The organism is Paenibacillus glycanilyticus NBRC 16618, from assembly GCF_004000805.1.
Classification (GTDB): domain Bacteria; phylum Bacillota; class Bacilli; order Paenibacillales; family Paenibacillaceae; genus Pristimantibacillus; species Pristimantibacillus glycanilyticus.
In genome coordinates, this window is sequence record NZ_BILY01000003.1 from 1 (window position 1) to 22,030 (window position 22,030).

Sequence of the window (22,030 nt, forward strand, 5' to 3'; positions counted from 1 at the left end):
GCAACAACGCTTCGTATCTTACCACGTTGCTATTTTTCGTGTCAAGCTTTTCTTTTATCATTTTGTATTTCTACTAAGTTGAAAATAGTTAGCTTTTCTTCCAAGCCGTTTGTCTCTCGCGGCCGGAGTTATAATATAGCATGAATAGATTTTAGATTTCAACAGGTAATAATTTACTTCTAAATGAAATGCTTTTGCGCAAGCATAGCAACCCGTATTCGTATTTTTGCTCAACTTTTGATATAAATGTGTACGACATTCAAAAAAAACAGCAGCCCGTCATTACAAGCTGCTTCAAGTTAGATCCTTTAAGTTTAAGTTTCTAAAGGGATCATTCACCCTTTTCGATTTTTGATTTCTCGTCGGCTATCTATAATAACCTGTACGTGAAGCTTCCCGCTTCATCAGTTCTCTATAACTCGCTGATCCCACGCTTCCCTCCCCTTCACTTCTTGAATAAACTCGATTTCTTCGCCATCGAACCCAATTACATAAGCGAAGTACATGTAGACCGGCTCTGGCTTCGCTTCCATAATATCCGCAAACGTAGGAGGCAGTTTAGGCTGCCCTCCTGCGGCAATCGCCCGATCGTAACTCTCGCGAATGTCATCCGTCCACAATGCAACGTGAAGCCAGCGGCCGCATGACGGCGTATCCTCAGCCTCTCCCTCGGACACCTCGATGCAAGAACCGTCGCCCATGTCCATCATATAGACGCGCTTATCTTTCCCCCATGTATGCTTTACAGTGAAGCCAAGACCCTCCTCGTAAAATTTGACGGTCTGCTCGAAGTGACAGGAGGTCATTCCAACATGATGAAGGCTGGGATGTTTACGTTTCATATAAAAGCCACCCTTTCGCAATTAAGTCGCTTCTCTTAACTGACCTATTAGGCTCTTCAAATCTTGCCCCGCAACGGCGAGCTTGCTCCCTCTCGTACGTGATTCATTCTCAATCGCCAGCCACTCGCAGCCTCCCGCTTTGCATCTCTGCAGAATTAACGGCCAGTCATTAAGATCGCCATCGGCTGCGATAGCAGCTTCGGTACCTTGTTTAGAATCAAGTGGCTTACAGTGCACAACCCGAAGCCTGCCGGCTGTTTCAGTAAGCGCGATAACGGGATCGCCAGCCCCTTCCAGACAATTGCCGGTGTCGAGCTCTAAGAACACCGAAGGCTTCGTATGCTCGATAAGAATATTCCATGGAGTTATGCCGTCAAAGCTGTCATGGAACTCATGCGCATGCGTATGATAGCCAAGCCGCATCCCTTCCATTTCTAATCGGTCCGCAAGCTCATTCATTTGCTCCGCGTAACGAAGCCAAGTCGCCGCATGGTTGTCTTCCGGCATATGCCCTACGTTCCATGGGCCTCCGAGACATGGGATAATGATGTTCGGATTGCCGAGCTCTGCATGATAGCGAATCGTATTCTCCAGTGTATCAAGCTGCAGCAGCCTCCACTCCACATGCCAACCGCATAACTCCAGTCCATGCTTTGCGAGGAGTTCCTTAACCACGGAAGCAGGCCATAAAGTCTCTCCATACATTTCGATACCTTCGTAGCCCATCTCACGAACTGCGCCAAGCGTAGCATCCAGATCCCGCTTCATCTCCTCGTAGACCGTATACATCGCCAGTGCAAACTTCATTTCCATCTCCTCCATCCTTTTCCGTCATCATCGGCTATCCCTATAAACGGTGGATAATGGCTGATGCGGCGTCCGCGTCGAGCAGTACTTCACAATTCGGATGAAGCTGAACAATGGATGCCGGCATATCCGAATTAACAGGCCCGAACAGCGCCTGCTCAATAATGTCAGCCTTATGCTTTCCTTTTGCGACAAGTACGAGATGACGGGTATGCATAATGTTTTTAATACCAAGCGTCAATCCGCCCAGCGGATGCTCTGGGCCGACGCCCGTTTCTTTGCGGACGCGCGCTTCGAAGATCGGGTCCATCGGCGATACCCAGGTCGTGCTCTCGAACGGGGTTCCCGGCTGATTAATGCCAACATGGCCATTGAAGCCGATGCCGAGCATTTGCAGGTCGACGCCCCCGCGAGAAGCAAGAGCGTCCTCGAACAAACGGCATTCCCGTTCAAAATCGTCAGACATCGTAGGCGGCATAATGAAGTTTTCCTCTGGAATGCCAAGATTTTTAACAAGCTGCTCATAGATCATCGAATAACAGCTGCCTGAATAACTCCGATCGAGGTTAGTCAACTCGTCGACGTTGAATATAGTGACGCGTGATACATCAAACGGATACTTCTCGTATAGCTCCGATACGACGGCATGCATGCCTCCTGTCGTCTGCCCTGTGGATAAACCAATTACCGCTTCAGGTTTCTTCAGCATCTGCGTTACAATTCGCCAAGCGGCGGCGATATCGAACGCTCTTTCGTCCTTCTCAACCGTAATTTTCATGCTTATCTCTCCAATTGTTTATTGTTATAAGATCTTCTACATCGATCTCCAATCAAAAATCGTACACGTCTTCGTATAAGTCTTGTTTACAAGTGACTGATAAGCATCGTCACAGCGCGCTGGATCGACCAGCTCATAAATGCCGTCCACCTTTAGAGCGCCGTTTTTGATCCACTCCATACCGACCGCAAAATTGCCATAGTTGCTGCCAGGCATAAATTCAGACGAATGCCGCGGAATGCTCCATTCCCAGCCGGAAGTCATTGTAATAAATCCGTAAAACACTTTCAGAAATATGTCATGCGCCCATGTATCGGTACCCCTGTACCAAGGAACGCCAATCAGCGACAGTTCCCCTCCCTTGCGAAGCACGTCCAGTGCGTCAAGCGCTGCTTGCTCCGCACCGGAGCATTCCATGGCCAGACCGAACCTGCCTGCTGCTTGGCAATCCTTAATTGAAGCGTACACATGGAGCAACCCGCACTCGCGTGCGATCTGCCTCCTTTTCTCGCCAGGATCGACAGCATATACGGTATAACCGCAATGCTTCATCATCTGTGCGCACATCAGCCCAACGATGCCAAGCCCCGTCACCAACACGGGTTCAACCGGTTTGATCTGTGTCTTCAGCATAGCCGTCATCGACACGGCCGGGATGCGACATAGTACGGCCTCCTCGGGCAGCATACCCTCCAGCACTGGAACAATGTCATCCTCGGAGACAAAATTGTATAAACGATGCGGAGCGCTCGCAAATACGATATCTCCGGGTTTCGCGTGCTTCACCTTGCTTCCCGTGTCAATCACTTGCATGACTACGGCATAACCAATCTCCATCGGGTAGCGACTGCCGCCGAAATAATCCATATACCCTCCGCGCTCGGAGCCCGATGAGATCAGCGACACTAACGTTTTACCGAAAATTTCTTTTTCGTCCAAAGACCGTTCCTGAAAAGTCTCCTGAACTAAAGCAGCCTTTCCTTGCTTCACGAACTGTACGCTGGCATTCTCGTAAACGTTCAAGCTGCAGTCTCCTCCATTTCAAGCGAAGTGTCAGTTCCCAGCTCCGTTGCTCATACTATATATAGGGCTGTCCCCTCGTCATCACGAGGGGCAGCCTTTTTACTAGTTCGTTGTTGCCCAGTTTGAAGCATTTTTGAGCAGTTGAATCATCTGCGGATTGCCAAGCGCTTCCTCGGTATGGCCTGGAGTAAGTCCAACAACCTTCCCTTTCCCAAAGGAATGCGCCCACCCTCCTGCCGCCGTAACCGCCTCCGATGTACTGAGCATCAGCATATCGGTGCGCCCAATATTAACCTGGCAGTAATAATGCTCATCCATTACCGTAAACGGTTCAACGCCATCCAATATAGGATGAGCCACATTACGGATCGGCACATTTTCCACCGGAACATGATTATGGGAATGGCCGATGAACCGCCCGGAGTTTAGAGTCTTATAGAATGGACTGTCTTCTTCAATTAGCACAAGACCAGCGTGCACGAACAAGATACCCATGCCATCTTTCACGCGCGAAATGACCCGCTCTTGCTCATCAAAGGTAATATCCCCTTCACCGTCCGGTCGACCTACCGTAAACATAACTAGTAGATCAACCGAATCGCTAGATTCGATTACATCGCGCAGACGATTACTCAACACGACATTCCAAACCTCGCGATCAAACACTTTTTCCATTTGAGGATCGATCAATTCCTTGGGATGGTACATGTCATCGCGTATGATGCATACCGTTTTATTCACTGCCGCTTCCCCTCTCACACTGATTGTTGAATATCCGTTACGCTTTGTTCAGCTTCTTCAGGTTTTCCTCATATTTCGTCTGCATGTAAGTTCGTACCTTGTCATACCCCAGATTGTCACGGTCTTTAAGAAACTTATTGTAGAGCTGGTCAAAGTCCTCATCGCTTTTCGACATAAGCAGCTTCGGCAGCGTTTTGCCCCATAGCTGCTGGATTTTGGTCCAGATCACGCCTTCCGGTGAAGTACCGCCCGGCGTCAGCTGCGTAAACTCAGAGAAGTTATACGTCTTTCCTTTCGTCCACTGGCCAGTAGACAAATAAGGCTCTTGCGTAGGCGGCGCCCATCCCAGCCACATGTTCGTGTCCATCATCATCCAATACGTATATTCCGCGCCGTATTTGGCCCCGTCCGTCGCCGTCAGATAACTTTCGAGAAACTGGTCCTTGCCGTCGATCGTATCGTAGGTAACGCCTTTTTCGCCCAGACAGAAATCCTTTTGTCCCTCTTCACTGATCATATAGCTCATAAACTCGATAGCGCGTTTTTTGTCTTTTACATTTTTTGAAATGAGCGTAATCGTCCAGCCGGAGATGCCTGGACCGGATAATGTCGGCTGATCGAGATTGGCGTTAGCCGGACCATCGATCGGGATGTAGATTTTGTCCGGATCCGTTTTGTAGACGGCGGCATTCTGTACGCCTACGTCCGCGATCTGGTACAGCATGGCGAAGTAACGGCCTTGCACTTCCTTCTCATCCATTTGCGGTCGTTTGTCGATAAAGATGTCCTTGGAGAGTAAGCCCATTTCATTAGCCTTGCGGAATACCTTCAGCCATTTGAGATACTCCGGATCGGTCGAACGGTCGTACAGCTTGCCGTCCTTCTGCTGCGGAATCGCCAGGAAGTTCTGCAGGAAATCTTCCAGCGAATAGTTGCCGTTGTCTCCAAATTCATGGAAAGCAAGCGGGATGAGCGGCTGGCCGTTTACTTCCGGGAATTTCTCCTTCGCCGCCTTCAAGGCGTTCAGGAACCCTTCCGGCGTTCTCATCTCGGGCTTGCCGAGCGCTTCGTACATATCTTTACGGACCAGGAATGTTTGGTTCGATGTATACTGCTCGCCGTATTTCTTGTAATCGTTAGGAGAAGACGATGAGTTCGGATAACCGTAAAAATTGCCGTCTTCTTGGGTAAACCATGAGATTTTGTCCGGATCGGCAACGGTGTACAAGTACGGATCATATTCATCCGCCAGCTTATTTAATGGAAGCACAAGTCCGCTGTCGATCAGCTTCTGTACGTTCGGATCGCCAACGTCAAGCGTAATGAAATCCGGAAGATTACCGGAAGCGATCATCGTATTCATTTTTTCATTCTCATTGCCGGCCGGGACAATCAGATTCAGATCGACACCTGTTTTCTTCGTAATGTACTTCGACGTATTATCTTCGCCCCACTTGCTTGTAAACCATGAGAAATTAACATACCAGTCGAACTTGATTGGCTTCGTGTCCGTTTTCCAGCCAGGTGCGTTTGGATCGAGCTTTGTTGTCTCCACCGCAGCCGGCGGCTCCGTCCCCTTATTCGCTGTCGCAGGCTTATTGTCGTTTGCGGACGAACAAGCTGCCGTTGTGCCGAGCAGGCCGACCAGCGTCACTACCGTTAATGCCTTACGCATTTTCCTCAAAATGATTACCCCTCTCGTATTTGTTCTTATATGGTCTTTGTTGTGAAAACCAAAGCTTGTGAATGCTCCAATCAACCTTTAATGGAACCAATCATAAAGCCTTTAACGAAATACTTTTGCAAAAACGGGTAAACGATGACGATCGGCAGCGTAGCAACGACCATCGTGGCGAGTTTTACGGACTGCGACGTCACTTTGCGGACAACATTGTCCGGCACCATCGAAGCGATTTGGTTCGAGCCGGATAAGGCGACGATACGGTAGAGGAAAGTTTGAATCGGCTGAAGGTCCGGATTATTCGTAAAGATGACAGCCGTGAAATAATCATTCCATTGGTACACGCCGTGGAACAGCGAGATCGTAGCAATGACGGGCATCGAGCATGGAATAATAATGCGGTAAAAGATTTTAAAGTCATTCGCCCCGTCGATTCTCGCCGCTTCCTCCAGCCCTTCGGGCAATTCCCGGAAAAACGCAAGGAAAATAATCAGATCGAAAAAGCTGAACATTGCCGGGAAGATATATACCCAAAAGCTGTCGAGCAGCCCCAGGTCGCGGATCAGCAAATAATAAGGAATCAGCCCGCCGCTGAAGAAGAGTGTCACGGTGCCGATATACATATAGAGCGTTCTGCCCACCAGCTCCTTGCGGGAGAAGGCATAAGCGACCATCGCCGTGAAAAACACATGGAGCGCGGTGCCGACTACCGTCTTTGCAACGGTAATGCCCATGGCCGTCATCAGGCCTTTGTTCTGGAAGACGGTATTGTAATTGTCGAGGCTGAATACCCTCGGAAGCCAGTAGATGCCGCCGCGCATCGCGTCCTGGCCCTCGTTGAACGAGTTTACGATAACGTACCAAATCGGATAAATCGTGAGAAAGCAAATGACCAGCATGAGCGCTATATTGCCCCAGTCAAATAGCTTTTCTGCGGTTGTTCGGTTTTTCAGCATCGGATCATCCCTTTACCGGTTATAAAAGTGAAGTATCGTTTAGCTTTTTCGTCACATAGTTCGCGGACAAGAGGAGAAGGAAGGCGATGATCGATTTGAACAAGCCAACCGCCGTGGAGTAGGAGTAACGCCCTTCCGATATCCCCACTTGATAGACGTAGGTGTCGATGACATTGCTTGCGCTTTCGTTTAGCTGGTTTTTTAGAATAAAGACCTGATCGAAGTTCGAGGACAGAATGCCGCTTACGGCTAGAATAAATAAAATGGCAATGGTGCCTTTAATCATCGGGAGAGTTATGAGAAACATCTTCTGGAAACGGCTCGCGCCATCCATCGTGGCCGCTTCGTACAAATCCGGCGATACGCTGGCGATAGCTGCCAAATAAATGATGGCGTTCCAGCCCAGCTCCTTCCAAATGTCAGAGCTGACGATGATCGTCCAGAAGTAACCGGGCTCGGCCAGGTAGCTGATCGGTTCTTTGATGATATGCAAGGCCATCAGTAAGTCGTTGATAATGCCGACATCCGACAGCCAAGTAGTCAAGATGCCGCCCAGGATGACCCAGGATAAGAAATGCGGCAGGTAGGAGATGGTTTGCACGATTTTTTTATAACGCAGCGAGCGTAATTCGTTAACAAATAAAGCGAATAGAATCGGAATCGGAAATCCGATTAGAAGCTTGAGCGCGCTCATCGCCAGCGTGTTCTTAAGCACGTAGGGCAAGCTGTCATCTGTCAGGAATTCCTTAAACTGGGCTAATCCGACCCATGGCGATTTGCTGATCGACCGGGTAATGTCGTATTCCTTGAAAGCTATGATCAGACCGTACAACGGAACATAGCTGAAAATAATCATCCAGGCAATTCCGACGAGTGCCATCGCCTGCAAATATCTTTGCGCCATGAATTTCCGCGCAAGCATGTATACTTTGCTTTTCTTATTGCGCTGCTTCTCTAGCTTGACTGACGTTGTTGCGTGAGCATCCATGCGCACCCCTCCAACAGTTGTCATCTATTAATGTTTAATGTTCGAAAGTCGTCTGCAACGTAACTGGCAGCTTGCCCCCCGCCTGAATCTCTCCGGTCAACACTTTGGCCAGCGATCTGATCGTCAGCGGTTTATTCTCGTAGCATGCGATATATCCTCGAACCTCCGGAAACACGTTCAGGTCATACGGCATACGTAGCGACACGACCGTTAACTGCACGCCTTCTCTAGCTGCCAGGGACGTCACTATACGCTGCTGTCCTTCCGAGAAAACAGCATTGTAGGTGCCGACGATGATCTGTCGATAGCCTTGGCTGTCCGACAGCACTTTAGAGATCTCCCCTTCATCCGGGTTAACGGCGATAATCTGCTCTATACTTGCTTCGAGCCATCCGCCGAGCAATCTGCCAAGCGTCGTTTCTTCTCCTGGCGGTTCTGCCGTTTCCGAGACGGGACGCATATTCGGCCATATAATGTAGGTTGCTTCTTCTTTGTTAAGCGGGATCTGATTATTGTTTCGTACAATCGTAATGCTTCTTTCGCTGATACTTTGTGCCGCAGCCCGGTGCTCCTGGGCTCCCACCAATTGACGAATCAATCCCGGAGAAGAAGGCTGTTGCGTGAATAAGCCGCGTTTTTCCTTCAGATTCAGCAGTCGGACAACCGATTCGTTGATGCGGGATTCACTAATCCTGCCTTCTCTTACCGCCTTAATGACCGCCTTGAGTCCTTCAACCTGCAAATGGATCTGATGGCTGATGAGCACGAGATCAGCTCCCGCTTCAATAGCCATGACCGCACCTTCTCCGACGCCAACCCCTTGCGAGACAGCGTTCATCTCCAGGCAATCCGTCGTAATAACGCCTTCAAAGCCCAGCTCCCCGCGAAGAAGTCCTGTCAGAATCGGATGCGATAAGGTCGCTGGGATAGGCCGGGACTCATAAGCCGGGAAGATCACATGCGCCGTCATGATGGCGTCAACGCCTGACGCGATCGCCCGTTTAAATGGCACAAGCTCCACCTCATGCAGCCGTTTCCGGTCGTGAGCAACCAATGGCAGCTCATGATGCGAATCGGTACTTGTATCGCCATGTCCAGGAAAATGCTTGACCGTAGCTGTGATGCCGGCGGTCTGATATCCCTTTACCGCTGCAGACCCCATCCTTCCGACCAGCTCCGGATTTTCGCCATAAGAACGTACGCCAATAACCGGGTTGAGCGGATTGTTATTCACGTCGATACAAGGAGCGAAATTCATATTCAGCCCCATCGCTCGAAGCTCCGTTCCAGAGAAAAGGGCTGCGTTGTACACTGCCGCTTCGTCTCCCGCTGCGCCAAGCGCCATATTGCCGGGCATAAGCGTGATTCCCTGCTCAATGCCTGACACCATCCCCCCTTCTTGATCGAGCGAGATGAGCAGCGGAATAGCAGATTCTCTTTGAAGACTAGCCGTTAATTCCGATGCCTGTTCGGGAGACAGAAGATTGCGCCGGAAGAAATTCACGCCGCCAATATGGTAATCGCGAAGGAGCTGGAGAATCGACTCGTTAGGCTCAGTGCCGTCAAAGCCGCACATAAACAATTGCCCGATCTTTTGCTCCAGACTCATACTCTTTAACCATTCATTAATCATTTCTGATTAGCCCTCCCATCGAAACGCTTTGTTTTTGAAATCCATTTCATAGAGGTCCGCAACAATCGACAGCCATTTGCCTGCATTACCCGTCCATACTTCCTTGTAAGTAGCATTGTTGAATTGCGGCCAATACGGCTCATCTTCATTGCCGAAGGTTTGAACGCCAACCGGAATCTCTCCCGTCATTTCTCCGCCCAGAACGGCATACTGCTGCGCATAACGGTAGCCCTCGCCGTACATAAGCGACTGGCCAAACGGATTTTTGCCGACGATCCAATGCAGCTGGCCTTCCGCGATATCCAAGAGCTTACGGTCATTAAGGTAAAGTCCCGCGATGGAAGCCGCTTTGCCGGCGGACATGATGATCGCATTGTTGCCTTTGAACGAGAACCATACGGGAAAGCGTTTTAAATAATAGCTGTCATTCAGCTTCACGCCATTCTTCAGCTGTTCGATGTAATCTTCTTTGGCACGATGGTCGGTCAACAGATGCTGGTAGCCAAAGCTTCGCTCATCAAGATGCTCTTCCGTGTGATATACCCCGCTTGCCAGCATCGGATAAGGCAAGGTGTACACCGCCAGCGACTTAACATATTCCCCGTACGATCGGATAGCTTCCAGCCATTTTTCCGCATCAGGATGCGAGAGTTGGGTCTTGTGAACGGCTGCGAGCGCCATTAGGTACAAATGCTCCCGTGCCTGATGATTGAAATGCTGCACAACCCGCTTATCCGGGTGACGATAGAAAAAACCCGCAAGTATTGTGCCGTCGTCAAGCCGGATCCCCTCTTGTTCCTGGCATTTGAGAACGTATGCAATAAATTCCGCTGCTTTGTCCGCATATCGTGTATTTCCCGTTGCTTCATATAACATAGATGCGGCCCACGAGGCTGTCGCCATATACAGGCTTTCCGAGGTCTGATACGTGTGCTCCCAGAAGATCGGCTTCTCGTCGAAGCCATGCTGTTCGAATTGCTCCAGCGCATATTGAAAATCTTCCTGGGCGATACGGAGCAAATGCGCCGATATGCTTGGCTGCTCCATGAGCTGGCTGTGCATATACGCTTCCATTCCTGCGCAGTAGAAGTTCTCGTAGGCTTGCTTGTGGACGCGAGCCTCAGCATCATCCATGTTGCCGATTCTTCCATCCGTCCAGCGGGTTATGCCGGCGCTGGTCGCTCTGTACCCGTCGCCGAAACGCGTCTTCAGCATAAAGTCTAATCCCCACTCGCCCTCCTCCAGCAGCCTGAGATACAGATCTTCGTTACGCAGCTTGACCTTCTCCGCCATTTCAAACAAAGCGAATGTCACCTCAGCCGTCTGGATCAGCTGCTGCGATACATCGCCTGCGTCATGCCAGCCGCCATTAAAGGAAATGACGGTATCCTCATGCTTAGCAATGACATCGGCATGGCAGCTGCCGTGAATGCCGGGAACAGGATAACCGCATCTTTCGCAAAAAATAAAGTTCAGCGATTTCCAGATCGAGTCGTGCCACACCTCTTCCGCTTCCCCAATCGTAAAAGCGCCCGAGACGCTGTCACCGGATTGAAGATAATAGCGGCCTTGAGTATTGAAGGCTGAAAAATCCATAACGTCGAAAGAACCCAAACTGCTGTTCAACTTCTCCGTCGCGCCGCTGTATACGACTCCTCCGGTATTGACATCCCTTAGCTGGTAAGCGTTCTCAGGGAGCTGAACGGCGAGCGCCGTCTTGCTGCCCGAGCGATGATAGCCGCTGTGAGAATAGATGAATTCACCCGGTTTCGGCAGCCAGCCTTTGGATACTTCGTGCCCCGTCACACTCTCCAGCTTCACCAGCCTTATTTGAAGAGACATCCGGTCGCCGGTCACCCGTTCCTTGCCGTTCAGGAAATAGCTGATCGACAGCTCCGTAATCGCATCTCTTGGCAGCGCCTCTATATTGAGATGAACCGTATTCCATTCGCCATTGTTCAGATTCACGCCGTGAACCCCTTCGCGGTGGTAAATATCCGGAATCGGAATAACTCCCTCGTTGCGGAATGAGATCATAACATAAGCATTCGGAACACCTGGAAAATCAGGCAACAACTCCACTGTGATTCGATTGTATTGGTCCCAGTTCTCGCCTTGGAAGCTTGCAGCCATCCATGCTGTGCCGAAATTGACATAATCCCCGTCAGCAGGTGCGCCTTCCGGCCAATGGGGCATACGCGTCGGCGAGCTGAGAACAGCTAAACCTCCTGGCGTACAGCCTAGCTCTCCGACTCCGCGGTGCTTCCATTCCAGCATACCGGTGAATAACTGGCCAGCTTCGTATAGCAAACGTTCCTCAAGCACCGATTGGCGACTCTGCTCTTCCTCTAGAGAGTGCTCCTTACGCAATGGCAGCGGACGATGAATATAGCCGGATTGTTTGACATCCTTCATAAACGACTCCATCATTGCACCTCATCTCTTTTACCGAATGTCTCCCAAGCCTCCAGCCCTACCAAGGCTGCTCCAATAAGCGAGGCATCCGGTGTATTTTGCTTAGTCGTAACAATCCCATTCGTTACAAACCGCATAGTTCGGGGATTCAAATGTTGTTTAACCCTGTTCCATAAATAAGCGCTGCCTGCCAGCCCTCCGCCAACGACGATTGTGTCCGGATCGCTGACGCGAACGAGATTCATGATAAGGGAAGAAAGTGCTTTCGCAGCTGCCTCACTGACGTCGAATCCCAGCTTATCGCCTGCTTCCGCAGCCTGTAGAATCTCCTGCGCAGTTACGCGCTCGCCTTCCTTGATCTTGATCGAGGTTCCCGGATACCGTTGGTGCAGCGCCATTACCCGCTCATGCATGCCAAGCCCGGAGGCTATCCGCTCTACGCAGCCCAATCTTCCGCATCCGCATAACACATCCGAATCCGAAGCCACAACCGTATGTCCGATCTCTCCTGCGTTGAAGTGGGAACCTTTGACATACCTCCCGTTTGCGACAAAGCCTGCGGCTATTCCGGTACCGACATTAAGGTAAATAAAATGATCGGACTCTGTCCCCCAACCAAACCTCTGTTCAGATCGCGTGGCGCAGGCGACATCATTGTCCACGCCGCAAGGCAGCCGGAACCGAGATTCCATGATTGCTTTGACATCCGTCAATTGCGATTTTCCCGGTTCAATTTCATGCCAGATGCCCCGCTTCTGATCCACTCGTCCAACAACAGCGATTCCGATGCCAAGCTGACGCTTCGCCACGAAAGGGACGGTGTGTATGTAGTCCTCAACAGCTTGAATGATTTGTTCCATAGCGGCCTCTTGAGATGTCGTGTCGCTTGGATAAAGCTTTGAACGGAGAATGTTTCCTTCGGGTGTTATCTCTCCCAATAACATTTTCGTTCCGCCAAGATCTACTGCAAGAATGGAAGATGGAATCTCTCTGTCCAAAGCTAACAACCCCTGACTTTGTATTTGGTAACGTTACCAAATTTGAACGTCACAATTTCTTTACACAGCCAATGTAACAGACTGGTAAATGACATGTCAACACGAATTTTTCCATAAATTTTCAAGATTTTTCGAGTTTTAGCTGTCAAAACGATTATTAATATATGTCAGCACAATAAATGAAAATTTTTATGGTAACGATACCAAATTTGTTCTTGCTAAATGAAAACGACTGGGTTAGAATCTATCCAAATGCCGGTTGCAAAAGGATGTGCCCCTTTGAAAAGTAAGATTACCATTACCGAAATTGCCGATAAATGCGGCGTTTCCGTATCCACCGTATCACGCGTGCTTAACAACAGCCCTTCCGTTTCGCCGAAGAAGCGCGCGCTGATTCAACAAATTATCGATGAATACAATTACACTCCCAGTGTTTTTGCAAGAGGCATGGTCAATCATAAGACGAAAAATATCGGCGTTATCCTCCCGGATATCACTAACCCTTACTTCGCCTCTTTGTTCTTGCAAATCGAAAGCTTCGCGTTAAAAAATATGTACGCAACGATTCTATTCAATACGATGTTTGCCCGCAACCCCGATAAATATGATACGCCTCTCAGTGAAGAAGACTATTTTAAGATTATTCTGGAGAAACAAGTAGACGGCGTCCTTATTCTAGGCGGTCAAATCGATAAGGATGACGTACCGGAGAACTTCATCCATGCCTTGAATCAGCTTCACAAGTCAGTGCCTGTCGTAATCGTCGGCTCCCGAATTGACGGATGCGAGTGTTTGTTCGTAGAACGCAATTCAAGGCAGGGCGTGACTTCAATCGTGAATCATTTTATCGCGCTCGGGCATGAGCGGATCGGATTTGTCGGAGGCGAGCCGGGAATACGCATTACGTCCTCCCGCATCGAAGCTTTCAAACAAACCATGAAAGCTTATCATCATGATGTGAACGACTCATACATCGTAACATCGGATTATTATGCGCCTGACGGTTATTCGGCGATGAACCAACTGCTGGATCAGAATAGCGGCAAGTTGCCGACCGCTATAATAGCGATTAATGATATGGTTGCGCTTGGCGCAATCCGCGCCATGAAGGACCGTGGCCTGGATTGTCCTTCCGATATCGCTATTGCCAGCTGCGACCAATTCCCTCACAGTGATTACAGCATCCCGCGCCTGACGTCCATGGACCTGCATAACGAGTATCTCGGCCGCATGGCGGTTATGCAGCTGATTAGCGCGATCAACGGCTCGGAAGAAGCAATCAGTATTCATCACATGCCAGAGCTAATTATTAGGGAGTCGTGCGGGGCTTCACGGCGGTAATGACCGCATGCTGAGGAAGCTCTGCCTCCCCCAACGGCACGGCAGCGAAAAATGGGTAAATCGTAACGCGTCTAACCGGCGACGCATCGCTGTCCTATTGCACGTTGAACAGAACAAAGGAGCATGGCGAGATCGCCATGCTCCTTCACCCTTATCGTTATCGATCAAGATTCTGCGAAGATATATTCCACTTCGTCGCGAGCCTGATACAATTGCCAATACCTCTCCGCGATATCGTCCGGATCGTAGAAGGTCCCCTTGGATACATAACCGCCGATAGTGACGGTTCCTACATATACGTTATGGGGCTTTAACTCCTGTGCTAATGAATAGGCAAGCGAACGGACACCTGCCTTGCCGATGGACAATGAGGAGTAATCTGCGTTCGGATAGAGAGCCAAACCTCCTCCCGTAATTAGAATCGCCCCATCCTTCCGCTTAACGAAATCCGGTATAACTTGTTTGACGCTCGTGAGGGCGCCCACGACATTCACTTTGAAATCCTCGATCAATTGTTCCTCCTCCAAAGCGGACACCGTCGCTCTTGAGATGACAGCCGCATTGTAGAGCAGGACATCCGGCGTGCCGTATTGCTCGCGAATGACCCCGAAAGCTTGGGCGACCGACTCCGATTTTGAAGCATCCGCCGAGACGGTAAATACTTCGATAGATTGGTCTCTGAGCTCTCTGGCCAGTGCATCGAGCGAAGTTTGATTACGTGCAACGAGAACGATCTTGAACGAATTAGCACCGAATTTACGTGCGACGGCTGCGCTAACACCCGGACCAGCACCTATAATCACTAGAAGGGATTTGCTCAAATAAAACACTCCTCTGCGTTTAAGTTTTACGATTCTAACTCTTAACTGGCAAAACGGGATAGGCGAAACGGAGAGATATCCCAAGAGGTTCTCCCGTTCAGAGCCAAGTCTGCCAAGACCTCGCCGATCGCGCTGGCGAACTTGAACCCGTGACCCGAGAAACCTCCGGCAATGACAACGTTCTTGTAGAGCGGATGGTGGTCGATGATAAAGTCTTCGTCCGGCGTCAATTCGTACTTGCATACCGCGCCTCGAAGCAGCTTGCCTGTCGCGCCCGGCAAATAAGACTCCAAAGCTTGCCGAAGATCCTCTTCGTCTTCCCGATAGGCTCCGAACGGAGCGAGCGTTTTGCCCGGCTCCCACGGAACGCCGCCATCGTGGCGCCCGATCTTAACGCCTGCGCCGTCTATGCTCGGGAACCCGTAGAAGCCGCCGTTCTTGGTGCCGATCGTAAATCCAGGAAAGACGCTGCTGTCGAATGTCGAGTCGACCGTTTCGAACCATCCGACGACTTTGCGAACGGAACGAATCGGAAGGAACAGGAACGGCTGAAGCATCTTGAACCAGGCGCCCGCGCTTAGGATCACTCGTTCGGCCTGATAGCTCCCTCCTTTCGTATGTACTGTCACGCTTCCGTCCTTTTCCGTCCGAAGTCCCGTGACGAAGGTGTTTGCGATGAATTGAGCGCCGGCACGTAACGCCTCTTGTTTGTAGGCCGCAACGGCTTTTTCGCTGTATAAGTATCCTGCGTACGGTTCATACATTCCGCGGAAGTTATCCGATACCTTCACGTTAGGCCATCGCTTTCGGATTTGCTCCCCGGTCAGCCATTCCACCGTCACTCCTTGGGTTTCGGCATCGTTCTGACGCTCCCGAAAATCATAGACATCCGTATCCGCTATGTTCAACACGCCCGCTCTCTCAAGCAGCTTCAGCCCGGTAGCTTCCTCCAGCTGCAGCCATTTCTCGTCGGCTCGGATAGCAAGGCTGATGTAAGCGGAGCCTCCGCTGTACGCATGCCGAATGAGCCTCGGCTCTCCATGATGGCTCCCTTCCCCATGCGGCGGGTCGAAAGCATCGATCAGCAGCGTTTCAGCTCCTCGACGGGCCAGCTCGTATCCCGCGCTTATTCCCATCGAACCGGCGCCTACCACGATAACGTCATATTTTTTAAAATTTGGACTCATACAGTTGCCCCTCCTTCACTTCATCCCGCTTAAAGCGATGCCTTGAATGATTCGTTTCTGAAAAATCAAGAAAATCGTAATCAATGGAAGCACAGAGACGGTAGCGGCGGTCATGATCAGAATCCAGCCACTGTTGTCTTTAAGCTCACTAGAGAAATAGACCATTCCTACCGGGAGCGTGTATTTGTTCTCCGTCTGCAGCACGATGAACGGCCAGATAAATTGGTTCCAGCCCGAGATGAAGCTTAGGATCGCCAGCGTCGCTAGTGCTGGCTTCATCAACGGAAGCGCTATGGAGGAGAACACCCTCCACTCGTTCAATCCGTCGATGCGCGCCGCGTCGAGAAGTTCCGAAGGCAGCGACTCCATAAACTGGCGCATCAGGAAGATCCCAAACGCGGAGATGAGGCCAGGCAGCAGCAATCCGGCGTAAGTATCCGACAAGCCTAGCTTCGACGCGAGCAAGTACCAGGGTATGATGAGCATCTCGGTAGGGACCATCAGCGTGCTGATAATAAAAACGAAAATGACGCTCCTCCCGGGAAAAACGAATTTAGCAAGCACATATCCCACCATCGTATCGAAGACCAGCACCGACACCGTCGATACGACAGCGACGCCCGCCGTGTTCGCGAACCACAGGCCAAAAGGCGCTTTGACGAACAAATCTCCGAAGTTGCTCCAAGTGGCTGGCGACGGGATCAGGCTTAGATCAAATAAGTCTTTGGGCTCCTTGAACGAGGAGGCTGCCATCCACAGGAACGGGAACAGCGTTACGGCAACTCCCGCAAACAGAAGCAGATAACGAAGTAGCAACCAAGCTCCGTTCGCGTAAGAGCGGTTAAACTGCCTTTCAACGGGTGATCGAACTTGTTTCGTGTTCGGATTCATATAGAGTTAGAGTCCTCCTCTCAGTAGTCAAGCTTGCGATCTAATATCTTGAGCTGCAAAAGCGTGAACGCAAGAATGATGACGAACAGAACGACTGTCGCTGCCGAAGCGCTCCCCATGTCGAAACTCTTGAACGCTAGTTTGTAGATATGATAAACGAGCGTTCGAGTCGAGTTAAGCGGGCCTCCATCCTGGGTCATGCTGACGATATGCGCGAACGACTGCAGATAGGAGATGCCGGCGATGACGGCCGAGAACAGAATAATGGGATTAAGCAGCGGCACCGTGATATATCGGAACCTGTGCCAGGCGTTAGCACCGTCTATGTGAGCGGCTTCGTGATACATCTTCGGAATGCCTTCCAAGCCGGTCAAGAAGATTAACATCTGGAAGCCGACGCTCTGCCAGATCATAGACAAGGCGATGACATATGGCGCTTGGTCTGGGGATTGGAGGAACGGCTGCGCGGGAAGGCCCAGGCTTAGCAGCTGGCCGTTAATCCATCCGTTCGGCATGAGAAGCCAGCGGAATATCCAGCTAACCGCAACAATGCTCGTGATATACGGGATGAAGTAAACCGTCCGGAAGAAGCCGCGCAGCCGCTTCACGTTCTGCAGCAGCAGCGCTACGAACAGCCCGGCAGCCAGCTGTCCGGGAATGCCCACAACAACATATAAGAACGTATTCTTGAGCGATTTGCGAAACGCCTCGTCTTCTAACAGGCTCGTATAATTGGCCCATCCGATGTAGGGCTTCTCAGGAGAGAGAACATCCCACTCGCGGAAGCTGATGTTGAAAGAATACAAGATAGGATACAACCGGGTCAGCAGAAAATAAAGCACCGGTATGCCCAGCATCAGATAGATGAATAGGTAGCGCTGAGCACGATAGTTCAATCGCAGCGACAAGGGCTTACTCCCTTCGGCCGCACGTCGTTGTGTCGTGTTCGTGATCACTCGGTCATCCCTCCTCCTTCATAGGCAAGCAGGCGCCGGATTACCCCCGGCGCCCCTCTCTTCTTACTTCTTGTCAACCTTGGCCCAATAGTCGTCATAGAGCTTCTGCGTCTTGGCGACGAGATCTTTGAACGCCTTCTCGGCGGGTACGTTGTTGAGAAGAACTTCGTTCGCCGCGTCGACGAACAACGTCCTTTCTCCCGTCTCGTCGATGAAAAAGTGTGCCTTGCTGTTGTCGAGCTGTCGGATGAACGGACCAAGCTTCTCATCATTCAGGTATTTGTCCTGCGTGGCGACCTCCTTCTGAGCCGGAAGCTCGCCAACCTTATCCACCCATTGTTCTTGGACTTCTTTGCTCGTCAGAAACTTCAGAAACTTGATCGAGGCGTCAAGCTTCGCGCCGGTAACCCCGGCCGAAATCGCGTTTGCCCAATACGAGGAAGGCGCAGACTTGTTCTTATAGGACGGCAACGGTGCAATTCCGTAATTTAGGTCCGGAGCGTCCGTTGCCAAGGAGCCGAGACGGAATGATCCGTCGATGTTGATAGCGGCGTGCCCCGTCTTGAAGGCCGTAACATCGTCGGTGAAGACGCCGGTCGTTCCGACCTTGTGCTTGACCGCGAAATCGATTAGGTACTGGAACGCCTCCAGACCTGCCGGCGTGTCCGCCCACAGAATCTTGCGACGGTCTTCGCTGAGGTCCTGGCCTCCGGCTTGAGGAAGCAGCCCGTCGCGGTACCAGTGGTGAAGCTGCGCTCCCGGCTCCCAAGCCAATCCTTCGACGACGAATTGCCCGTTGGAATCCTTCTCCGTCAGCTTTAAGCTGTCCTCGACCAGTTCCTCCCACGTAGCCGGGGGCTCTGCGATATTCGCCTTCGCGAACAGATCCTTGTTGTAGAACACGGCAAGCGTGCGAACGGCGGTCGGGATCGCCCAGTAAGAACCGTCGATCTTCGCGGCATCCACGAACGGGTAATACTTGCTCTCAATTTCCGCCGCCGGGAAGTCGGATTCGGGCAGCGGCTGCAGGAAGCCGGAGGAGACATACTTCGGCAGCCAGCCATAGTACAGATTGATGACGTCAGGTCCTTTGCCCGCCGGAACAAGCGTCGCGACCTTCTCGTTATATTGATCGTACGGGAAGTTCGTTTGCTTGACGGTAATGCCCGGGTTCTGCTCTTCGAATTGTTTGATCAACTCGTCGATGAGCGCGACTTTGGACGGGTATTCATACTGCCAATATTCGATTGTCACCTTCTCCTGCGAATCGCCGGAGGCAGTAGTCGTTTCGGTTGGAGAAGCCGAGGCCACAGACGGAGAGGATGAAGATGAGGATGATCCGGCATTATCGGAGTTATTCCCTCCGCAGGCGGTCAGAAGCAAGGAAACGACTGCGAGCAGGGATAACGGCTTGGCGATGTTATGGATACGGTTCATAAACGGGTCAACTCCTTGGTTTCGTTTAGGGGGACGGACGGCTCCAATCGAAGCAGCTTTCTCGCATTGTTGCCGAAGATTGCTTCGATCTCCGGATCGGAGAAGCGAAGGTCTCGCGCAACGCGGGTTTGATCCTGCAGATAGCGGTAATTGTAACCTCTTGGGAAACCCATCGAATCGGAGCCGTAGATAATACGCTCCGGTCCGATTAACTCGTAGGTCTTTCGGAACAACGTCTCGAGCGTCAACTCGTATGGCATCCAACGGACCCATTGATTCGAACCGGAAGTGTCGACGTAGACGTTCGGACAGCTCCAGCACAGATGGAGCAGCTCCTGAAAGTAGCCGCAGCCGAAGTGTGGAATGATAAACGGAATGTCGGGATACCGGCGGGCGACATTGAAAATGGCGAGCGGACTGATGTTCGGATGAGAAACGATCCCACCCGCGTGTCCGAGAAGGCCGAAGTGAATAAGGATAGGCAAACCGCGATCGGCGAGCAGCTTCCACACCGGTATTAGCGAATCGTCATCGAACGAGATCGGCGTGAGCGGACCGAATAGCTTGTAGCCTCGAAGACCAAGCTTATCTACGGCGCGTTTCAGTTCTGCAGCGGCATCGGGACGCTCAATCGGGTGCGAAGCGAATCCAGTGAAGAGATCCGGATAAGCGGTGATCTGTTGCGCCAGTTCATCGTTCGTCCAAGCAGTCAGAAAGTTAAGTCCCCCGATTCCGTAGCGGTCGAGTTCATCCTTCCATCGCTCGACGAGCGGGCGGCTCGCGCTTTCGGGATCGGCTTCCTCTGTCCTTAGGTCCCAGGTCAGTCGCATCCGTTCGGAACGCTCGCTGCCATACCGGGTAATTCGGTCATGCTTCTCGAATATTTTCGGGTAGTTGTAAGGCAAGTGCCCGTGAATATCGAATACTTGAAATCCGGTTCTAAACACCGTTCCTTCCTCCTTTAGCCGATAGATCAGCGACATTCCCCAGGGGATGATACGGGCGGCGGTGCCGCTCGGTCAGCATCTGATCCAGTATCTTGAGCTTAGAGTCGATGAAGTCTCTTGTCCGTTCAGCCCACTCTTCCGCTTGTTTGCGTGCGGCGGTTTGTACCGCAAGCGCTCTCCTCAGTTCTCCGGGACTCGGTCCACCGGGAACCGAACGAATCCGGACGAAATGCTCCGGATCGAGAGCCTGCCGCAGATCTTCAGAAGTCAATGACATCGGCCTTCCGGTGATGCTCCTGGCGGCTTCGTCAAGTCCAGCTACCGTAAGCTCCTTCACGGATAGGCCGGCGGAAACCGCCGTATGTACGAATTCAGCTACGATGGCATGCGCCGTGCGGAACCCCAGTCCTTCCTTGCGCACCAGCGTATCAGCGAGCTCAGTAACTGTCGCATAACTCATCTCCGCCCTTTGACGCAAAACTTCCCTATCGACTTCAAGCGTCTCGATGATACGAGCCAGAAGCCGGTAAGCCGAGTCTAACGTACGCAAACTCCGCCAGGCGTAAGGCTGGAGATCGTCCTCGGTATCTACGATGTCTCCGAACGGCGTGTTATGAACCATGCTCAGCACAGTGTTCGCATCTCCGACGCAGCTCGACAGTAGCGACCGAAGATGCTCAACCGACACCGGATTTCGTTTCTGCGGCATGATGGAGCTAATCTGGACATAAGGCGCGGCCACCCTGACGGCTGCAAATTCTTGAGTTCCCCAGAGCAGAAGCTCCTGAACAAAGCGTCCAAGGTTCACGGCGGCTATTGACACGGATGAAGCGATCTCGAGGACGTAATCCGTCCCGCTAACCGCATCGTACGCATTCGCGATCGTCTCGTCGAAGCCAAGAAGCTCTGCGGTCCGCTCCCGGCTGATCGCAAAGCCTGTCGTCGTGAGCGCTGCAGCGCCCAAGCTGCTTCGGTTGCAGTTGGCATAGGCGGCCCGCAGACGACGGACATCCCGGGATAACGAATCCGATACCGCTGCGATATAATGCCCGACGGTTGTCGGCTGCGCTTGCTGCGTATGCGTATAGCCGATCATTAACGTCTCTGCATGTTCTTCCGCGAAATCAATGAGCCGCTCCTGCAGCTCAAGCCCGGAGGCGATGAGGGTCAGCAGCTTAGCCCTTAGGACAATGCGATAGATCGCGATTCCCATGTCATTGCGGCTGCGGGCGAGATGCAAATGACCTGTCGTCTCTCCGCCTAAATGCTCGAGTTCATGTTCCACTTCGAAGAATAAATCTTCAAACTCGCCGGTATAATGGCCGTTCTCCAGTTTCTTCAGATCGAGATTCTGTAGTGCCTGGGCAATGACCGCAGCGTCCTCTTCGGCGACTAGCCCCTGCTCTTCGAGCATAATGAGGTGCGCCTTGCTGACCGCGATCATCGGTCCTAACAATTCCTTCTTGGCCTGTTCGTACGCTGGTTCGAGAACCACCTCCGCGTAAGTTCTGCCAGGGAAGGTGTCTCCCTCCTCCCGTTGTCTTTGTCGCGCATCCGGCATTAGCTTCACTCCAATCTGCATGATCCT

Annotated in this window: 19 protein-coding genes; 1 reads left to right on the forward strand and 18 read right to left on the reverse strand. The window is 51.5% G+C overall.

The window, feature by feature from the left end; all coding sequences use genetic code 11:
• Positions 1-404 precede the first annotated feature (404 nt).
• The 11 genes from PGL01S_RS02635 to PGL01S_RS02685 all read right to left on the reverse strand — a co-directional run bounded on the left by PGL01S_RS02635 (position 405) and on the right by PGL01S_RS02685 (position 12,871).
• Positions 405-842: a VOC family protein gene (locus tag PGL01S_RS02635; protein ID WP_127491107.1), complete on the reverse strand. Its 438-nt coding sequence runs from the start codon at positions 840-842 to the stop codon at positions 405-407.
• Between the two features lie 21 nt (positions 843-863).
• Positions 864-1,649, reverse strand: coding sequence for a sugar phosphate isomerase/epimerase family protein (locus PGL01S_RS02640; protein ID WP_164775352.1), 786 nt, complete (start codon positions 1,647-1,649; stop codon positions 864-866).
• Positions 1,650-1,689: 40 nt separating this feature from the next.
• Entirely contained in the window at positions 1,690-2,427 is a 738-nt protein-coding gene (locus PGL01S_RS02645; protein WP_127491111.1) for a 6-phosphogluconolactonase, read from the reverse strand.
• Between the two features lie 36 nt (positions 2,428-2,463).
• Positions 2,464-3,450, reverse strand: coding sequence for a zinc-dependent alcohol dehydrogenase (locus PGL01S_RS02650; protein ID WP_127491113.1), 987 nt, complete (start codon positions 3,448-3,450; stop codon positions 2,464-2,466).
• A gap of 102 nt (positions 3,451-3,552) precedes the next feature.
• Positions 3,553-4,191, reverse strand: a complete 639-nt coding sequence (locus tag PGL01S_RS02655; RefSeq protein WP_127491115.1) for a ThuA domain-containing protein — start codon at positions 4,189-4,191, stop codon at positions 3,553-3,555.
• A 37-nt stretch (positions 4,192-4,228) separates the two neighbouring features.
• On the reverse strand, positions 4,229-5,866 hold the full coding sequence (locus PGL01S_RS02660) for an extracellular solute-binding protein (RefSeq protein ID WP_127491528.1): 1,638 nt from the start codon (positions 5,864-5,866) through the stop codon (positions 4,229-4,231).
• Between the two features lie 80 nt (positions 5,867-5,946).
• The gene (locus PGL01S_RS02665; RefSeq protein ID WP_127491117.1) at positions 5,947-6,828 is read right to left on the reverse strand and encodes a carbohydrate ABC transporter permease; all 882 of its coding nucleotides are present in this window, start codon (positions 6,826-6,828) and stop codon (positions 5,947-5,949) included.
• A gap of 19 nt (positions 6,829-6,847) precedes the next feature.
• A complete protein-coding gene (locus PGL01S_RS02670; RefSeq protein WP_244935499.1) occupies positions 6,848-7,750 on the reverse strand; it encodes an ABC transporter permease in 903 nt (300 codons plus the stop codon).
• A 100-nt stretch (positions 7,751-7,850) separates the two neighbouring features.
• Positions 7,851-9,449, reverse strand: coding sequence for a beta-N-acetylhexosaminidase (gene nagZ / locus PGL01S_RS02675; protein ID WP_174806520.1), 1,599 nt, complete (start codon positions 9,447-9,449; stop codon positions 7,851-7,853).
• A 6-nt stretch (positions 9,450-9,455) separates the two neighbouring features.
• Positions 9,456-11,879 (reverse strand): glycoside hydrolase family 9 protein, encoded by a 2,424-nt coding sequence (locus PGL01S_RS02680; protein WP_127491121.1) that lies wholly within the window; start codon positions 11,877-11,879, stop codon positions 9,456-9,458.
• The gene (locus PGL01S_RS02685) at positions 11,876-12,871 is read right to left on the reverse strand and encodes an ROK family protein (RefSeq protein WP_307719625.1); all 996 of its coding nucleotides are present in this window, start codon (positions 12,869-12,871) and stop codon (positions 11,876-11,878) included. The genes PGL01S_RS02680 and PGL01S_RS02685 overlap by 4 nt, the downstream gene beginning before the upstream one ends.
• 270 nt (positions 12,872-13,141) lie before the next feature.
• Between PGL01S_RS02685 and PGL01S_RS02690 the strand changes: the two genes are divergently transcribed.
• Positions 13,142-14,203 (forward strand): LacI family DNA-binding transcriptional regulator, encoded by a 1,062-nt coding sequence (locus PGL01S_RS02690; RefSeq protein ID WP_244935488.1) that lies wholly within the window; start codon positions 13,142-13,144, stop codon positions 14,201-14,203.
• 164 nt (positions 14,204-14,367) lie between these two features.
• On the opposite strand, the gene PGL01S_RS02695 is transcribed toward PGL01S_RS02690, so the two are convergent.
• From PGL01S_RS02695 to argH, 7 genes are all read right to left on the reverse strand, one after another.
• Positions 14,368-15,024 carry an SDR family NAD(P)-dependent oxidoreductase gene (locus PGL01S_RS02695; protein WP_127491125.1) on the reverse strand — a complete coding sequence of 219 codons (657 nt, stop codon included), beginning with the start codon at positions 15,022-15,024 and terminating at the stop codon, positions 14,368-14,370.
• A gap of 41 nt (positions 15,025-15,065) precedes the next feature.
• The gene (gene solA, locus PGL01S_RS02700) at positions 15,066-16,211 is read right to left on the reverse strand and encodes an N-methyl-L-tryptophan oxidase (protein WP_127491127.1); all 1,146 of its coding nucleotides are present in this window, start codon (positions 16,209-16,211) and stop codon (positions 15,066-15,068) included.
• A gap of 15 nt (positions 16,212-16,226) precedes the next feature.
• A complete protein-coding gene (locus PGL01S_RS02705; protein ID WP_127491130.1) occupies positions 16,227-17,102 on the reverse strand; it encodes a carbohydrate ABC transporter permease in 876 nt (291 codons plus the stop codon).
• A gap of 20 nt (positions 17,103-17,122) precedes the next feature.
• Complete coding sequence (locus PGL01S_RS02710) at positions 17,123-18,058, reverse strand: carbohydrate ABC transporter permease (protein ID WP_244935489.1); 936 nt, start codon at positions 18,056-18,058, stop codon at positions 17,123-17,125.
• Between the two features lie 63 nt (positions 18,059-18,121).
• The gene (locus PGL01S_RS02715) at positions 18,122-19,495 is read right to left on the reverse strand and encodes a sugar ABC transporter substrate-binding protein (protein ID WP_127491132.1); all 1,374 of its coding nucleotides are present in this window, start codon (positions 19,493-19,495) and stop codon (positions 18,122-18,124) included.
• Entirely contained in the window at positions 19,492-20,442 is a 951-nt protein-coding gene (locus PGL01S_RS02720) for an amidohydrolase family protein (RefSeq protein WP_127491134.1), read from the reverse strand. The genes PGL01S_RS02715 and PGL01S_RS02720 overlap by 4 nt, the downstream gene beginning before the upstream one ends.
• Entirely contained in the window at positions 20,435-22,024 is a 1,590-nt protein-coding gene (gene argH / locus PGL01S_RS02725) for an argininosuccinate lyase (protein ID WP_244935490.1), read from the reverse strand. Before argH ends, PGL01S_RS02720 begins: the two co-directional genes overlap by 8 nt.
• Positions 22,025-22,030 lie beyond the last annotated feature (6 nt).

What these genes read in the sequence shown, in the direction of transcription:
- PGL01S_RS02635 (WP_127491107.1), bottom strand. Translation starts at nt 842, where the DNA reads ATGAAACGTAAACATCCCAGCCTTCATCATGTTGGAATGACCTCCTGT.
- PGL01S_RS02640 (WP_164775352.1), bottom strand. Translation starts at nt 1,649, where the DNA reads ATGAAGTTTGCACTGGCGATGTATACGGTCTACGAGGAGATGAAGCGG.
- PGL01S_RS02645 (WP_127491111.1), bottom strand. Translation starts at nt 2,427, where the DNA reads ATGAAAATTACGGTTGAGAAGGACGAAAGAGCGTTCGATATCGCCGCC.
- PGL01S_RS02660 (WP_127491528.1), bottom strand. Translation starts at nt 5,866, where the DNA reads ATGCGTAAGGCATTAACGGTAGTGACGCTGGTCGGCCTGCTCGGCACA.
- PGL01S_RS02665 (WP_127491117.1), bottom strand. Translation starts at nt 6,828, where the DNA reads ATGCTGAAAAACCGAACAACCGCAGAAAAGCTATTTGACTGGGGCAAT.
- PGL01S_RS02670 (WP_244935499.1), bottom strand. Translation starts at nt 7,750, where the DNA reads ATGCTTGCGCGGAAATTCATGGCGCAAAGATATTTGCAGGCGATGGCA.
- nagZ (WP_174806520.1), bottom strand. Translation starts at nt 9,449, where the DNA reads ATGATTAATGAATGGTTAAAGAGTATGAGTCTGGAGCAAAAGATCGGG.
- PGL01S_RS02680 (WP_127491121.1), bottom strand. Translation starts at nt 11,879, where the DNA reads ATGATGGAGTCGTTTATGAAGGATGTCAAACAATCCGGCTATATTCAT.
- solA (WP_127491127.1), bottom strand. Translation starts at nt 16,211, where the DNA reads ATGAGTCCAAATTTTAAAAAATATGACGTTATCGTGGTAGGCGCCGGT.
- PGL01S_RS02705 (WP_127491130.1), bottom strand. Translation starts at nt 17,102, where the DNA reads ATGAATCCGAACACGAAACAAGTTCGATCACCCGTTGAAAGGCAGTTT.
- PGL01S_RS02715 (WP_127491132.1), bottom strand. Translation starts at nt 19,495, where the DNA reads ATGAACCGTATCCATAACATCGCCAAGCCGTTATCCCTGCTCGCAGTC.
- argH (WP_244935490.1), bottom strand. Translation starts at nt 22,024, where the DNA reads ATGCAGATTGGAGTGAAGCTAATGCCGGATGCGCGACAAAGACAACGG.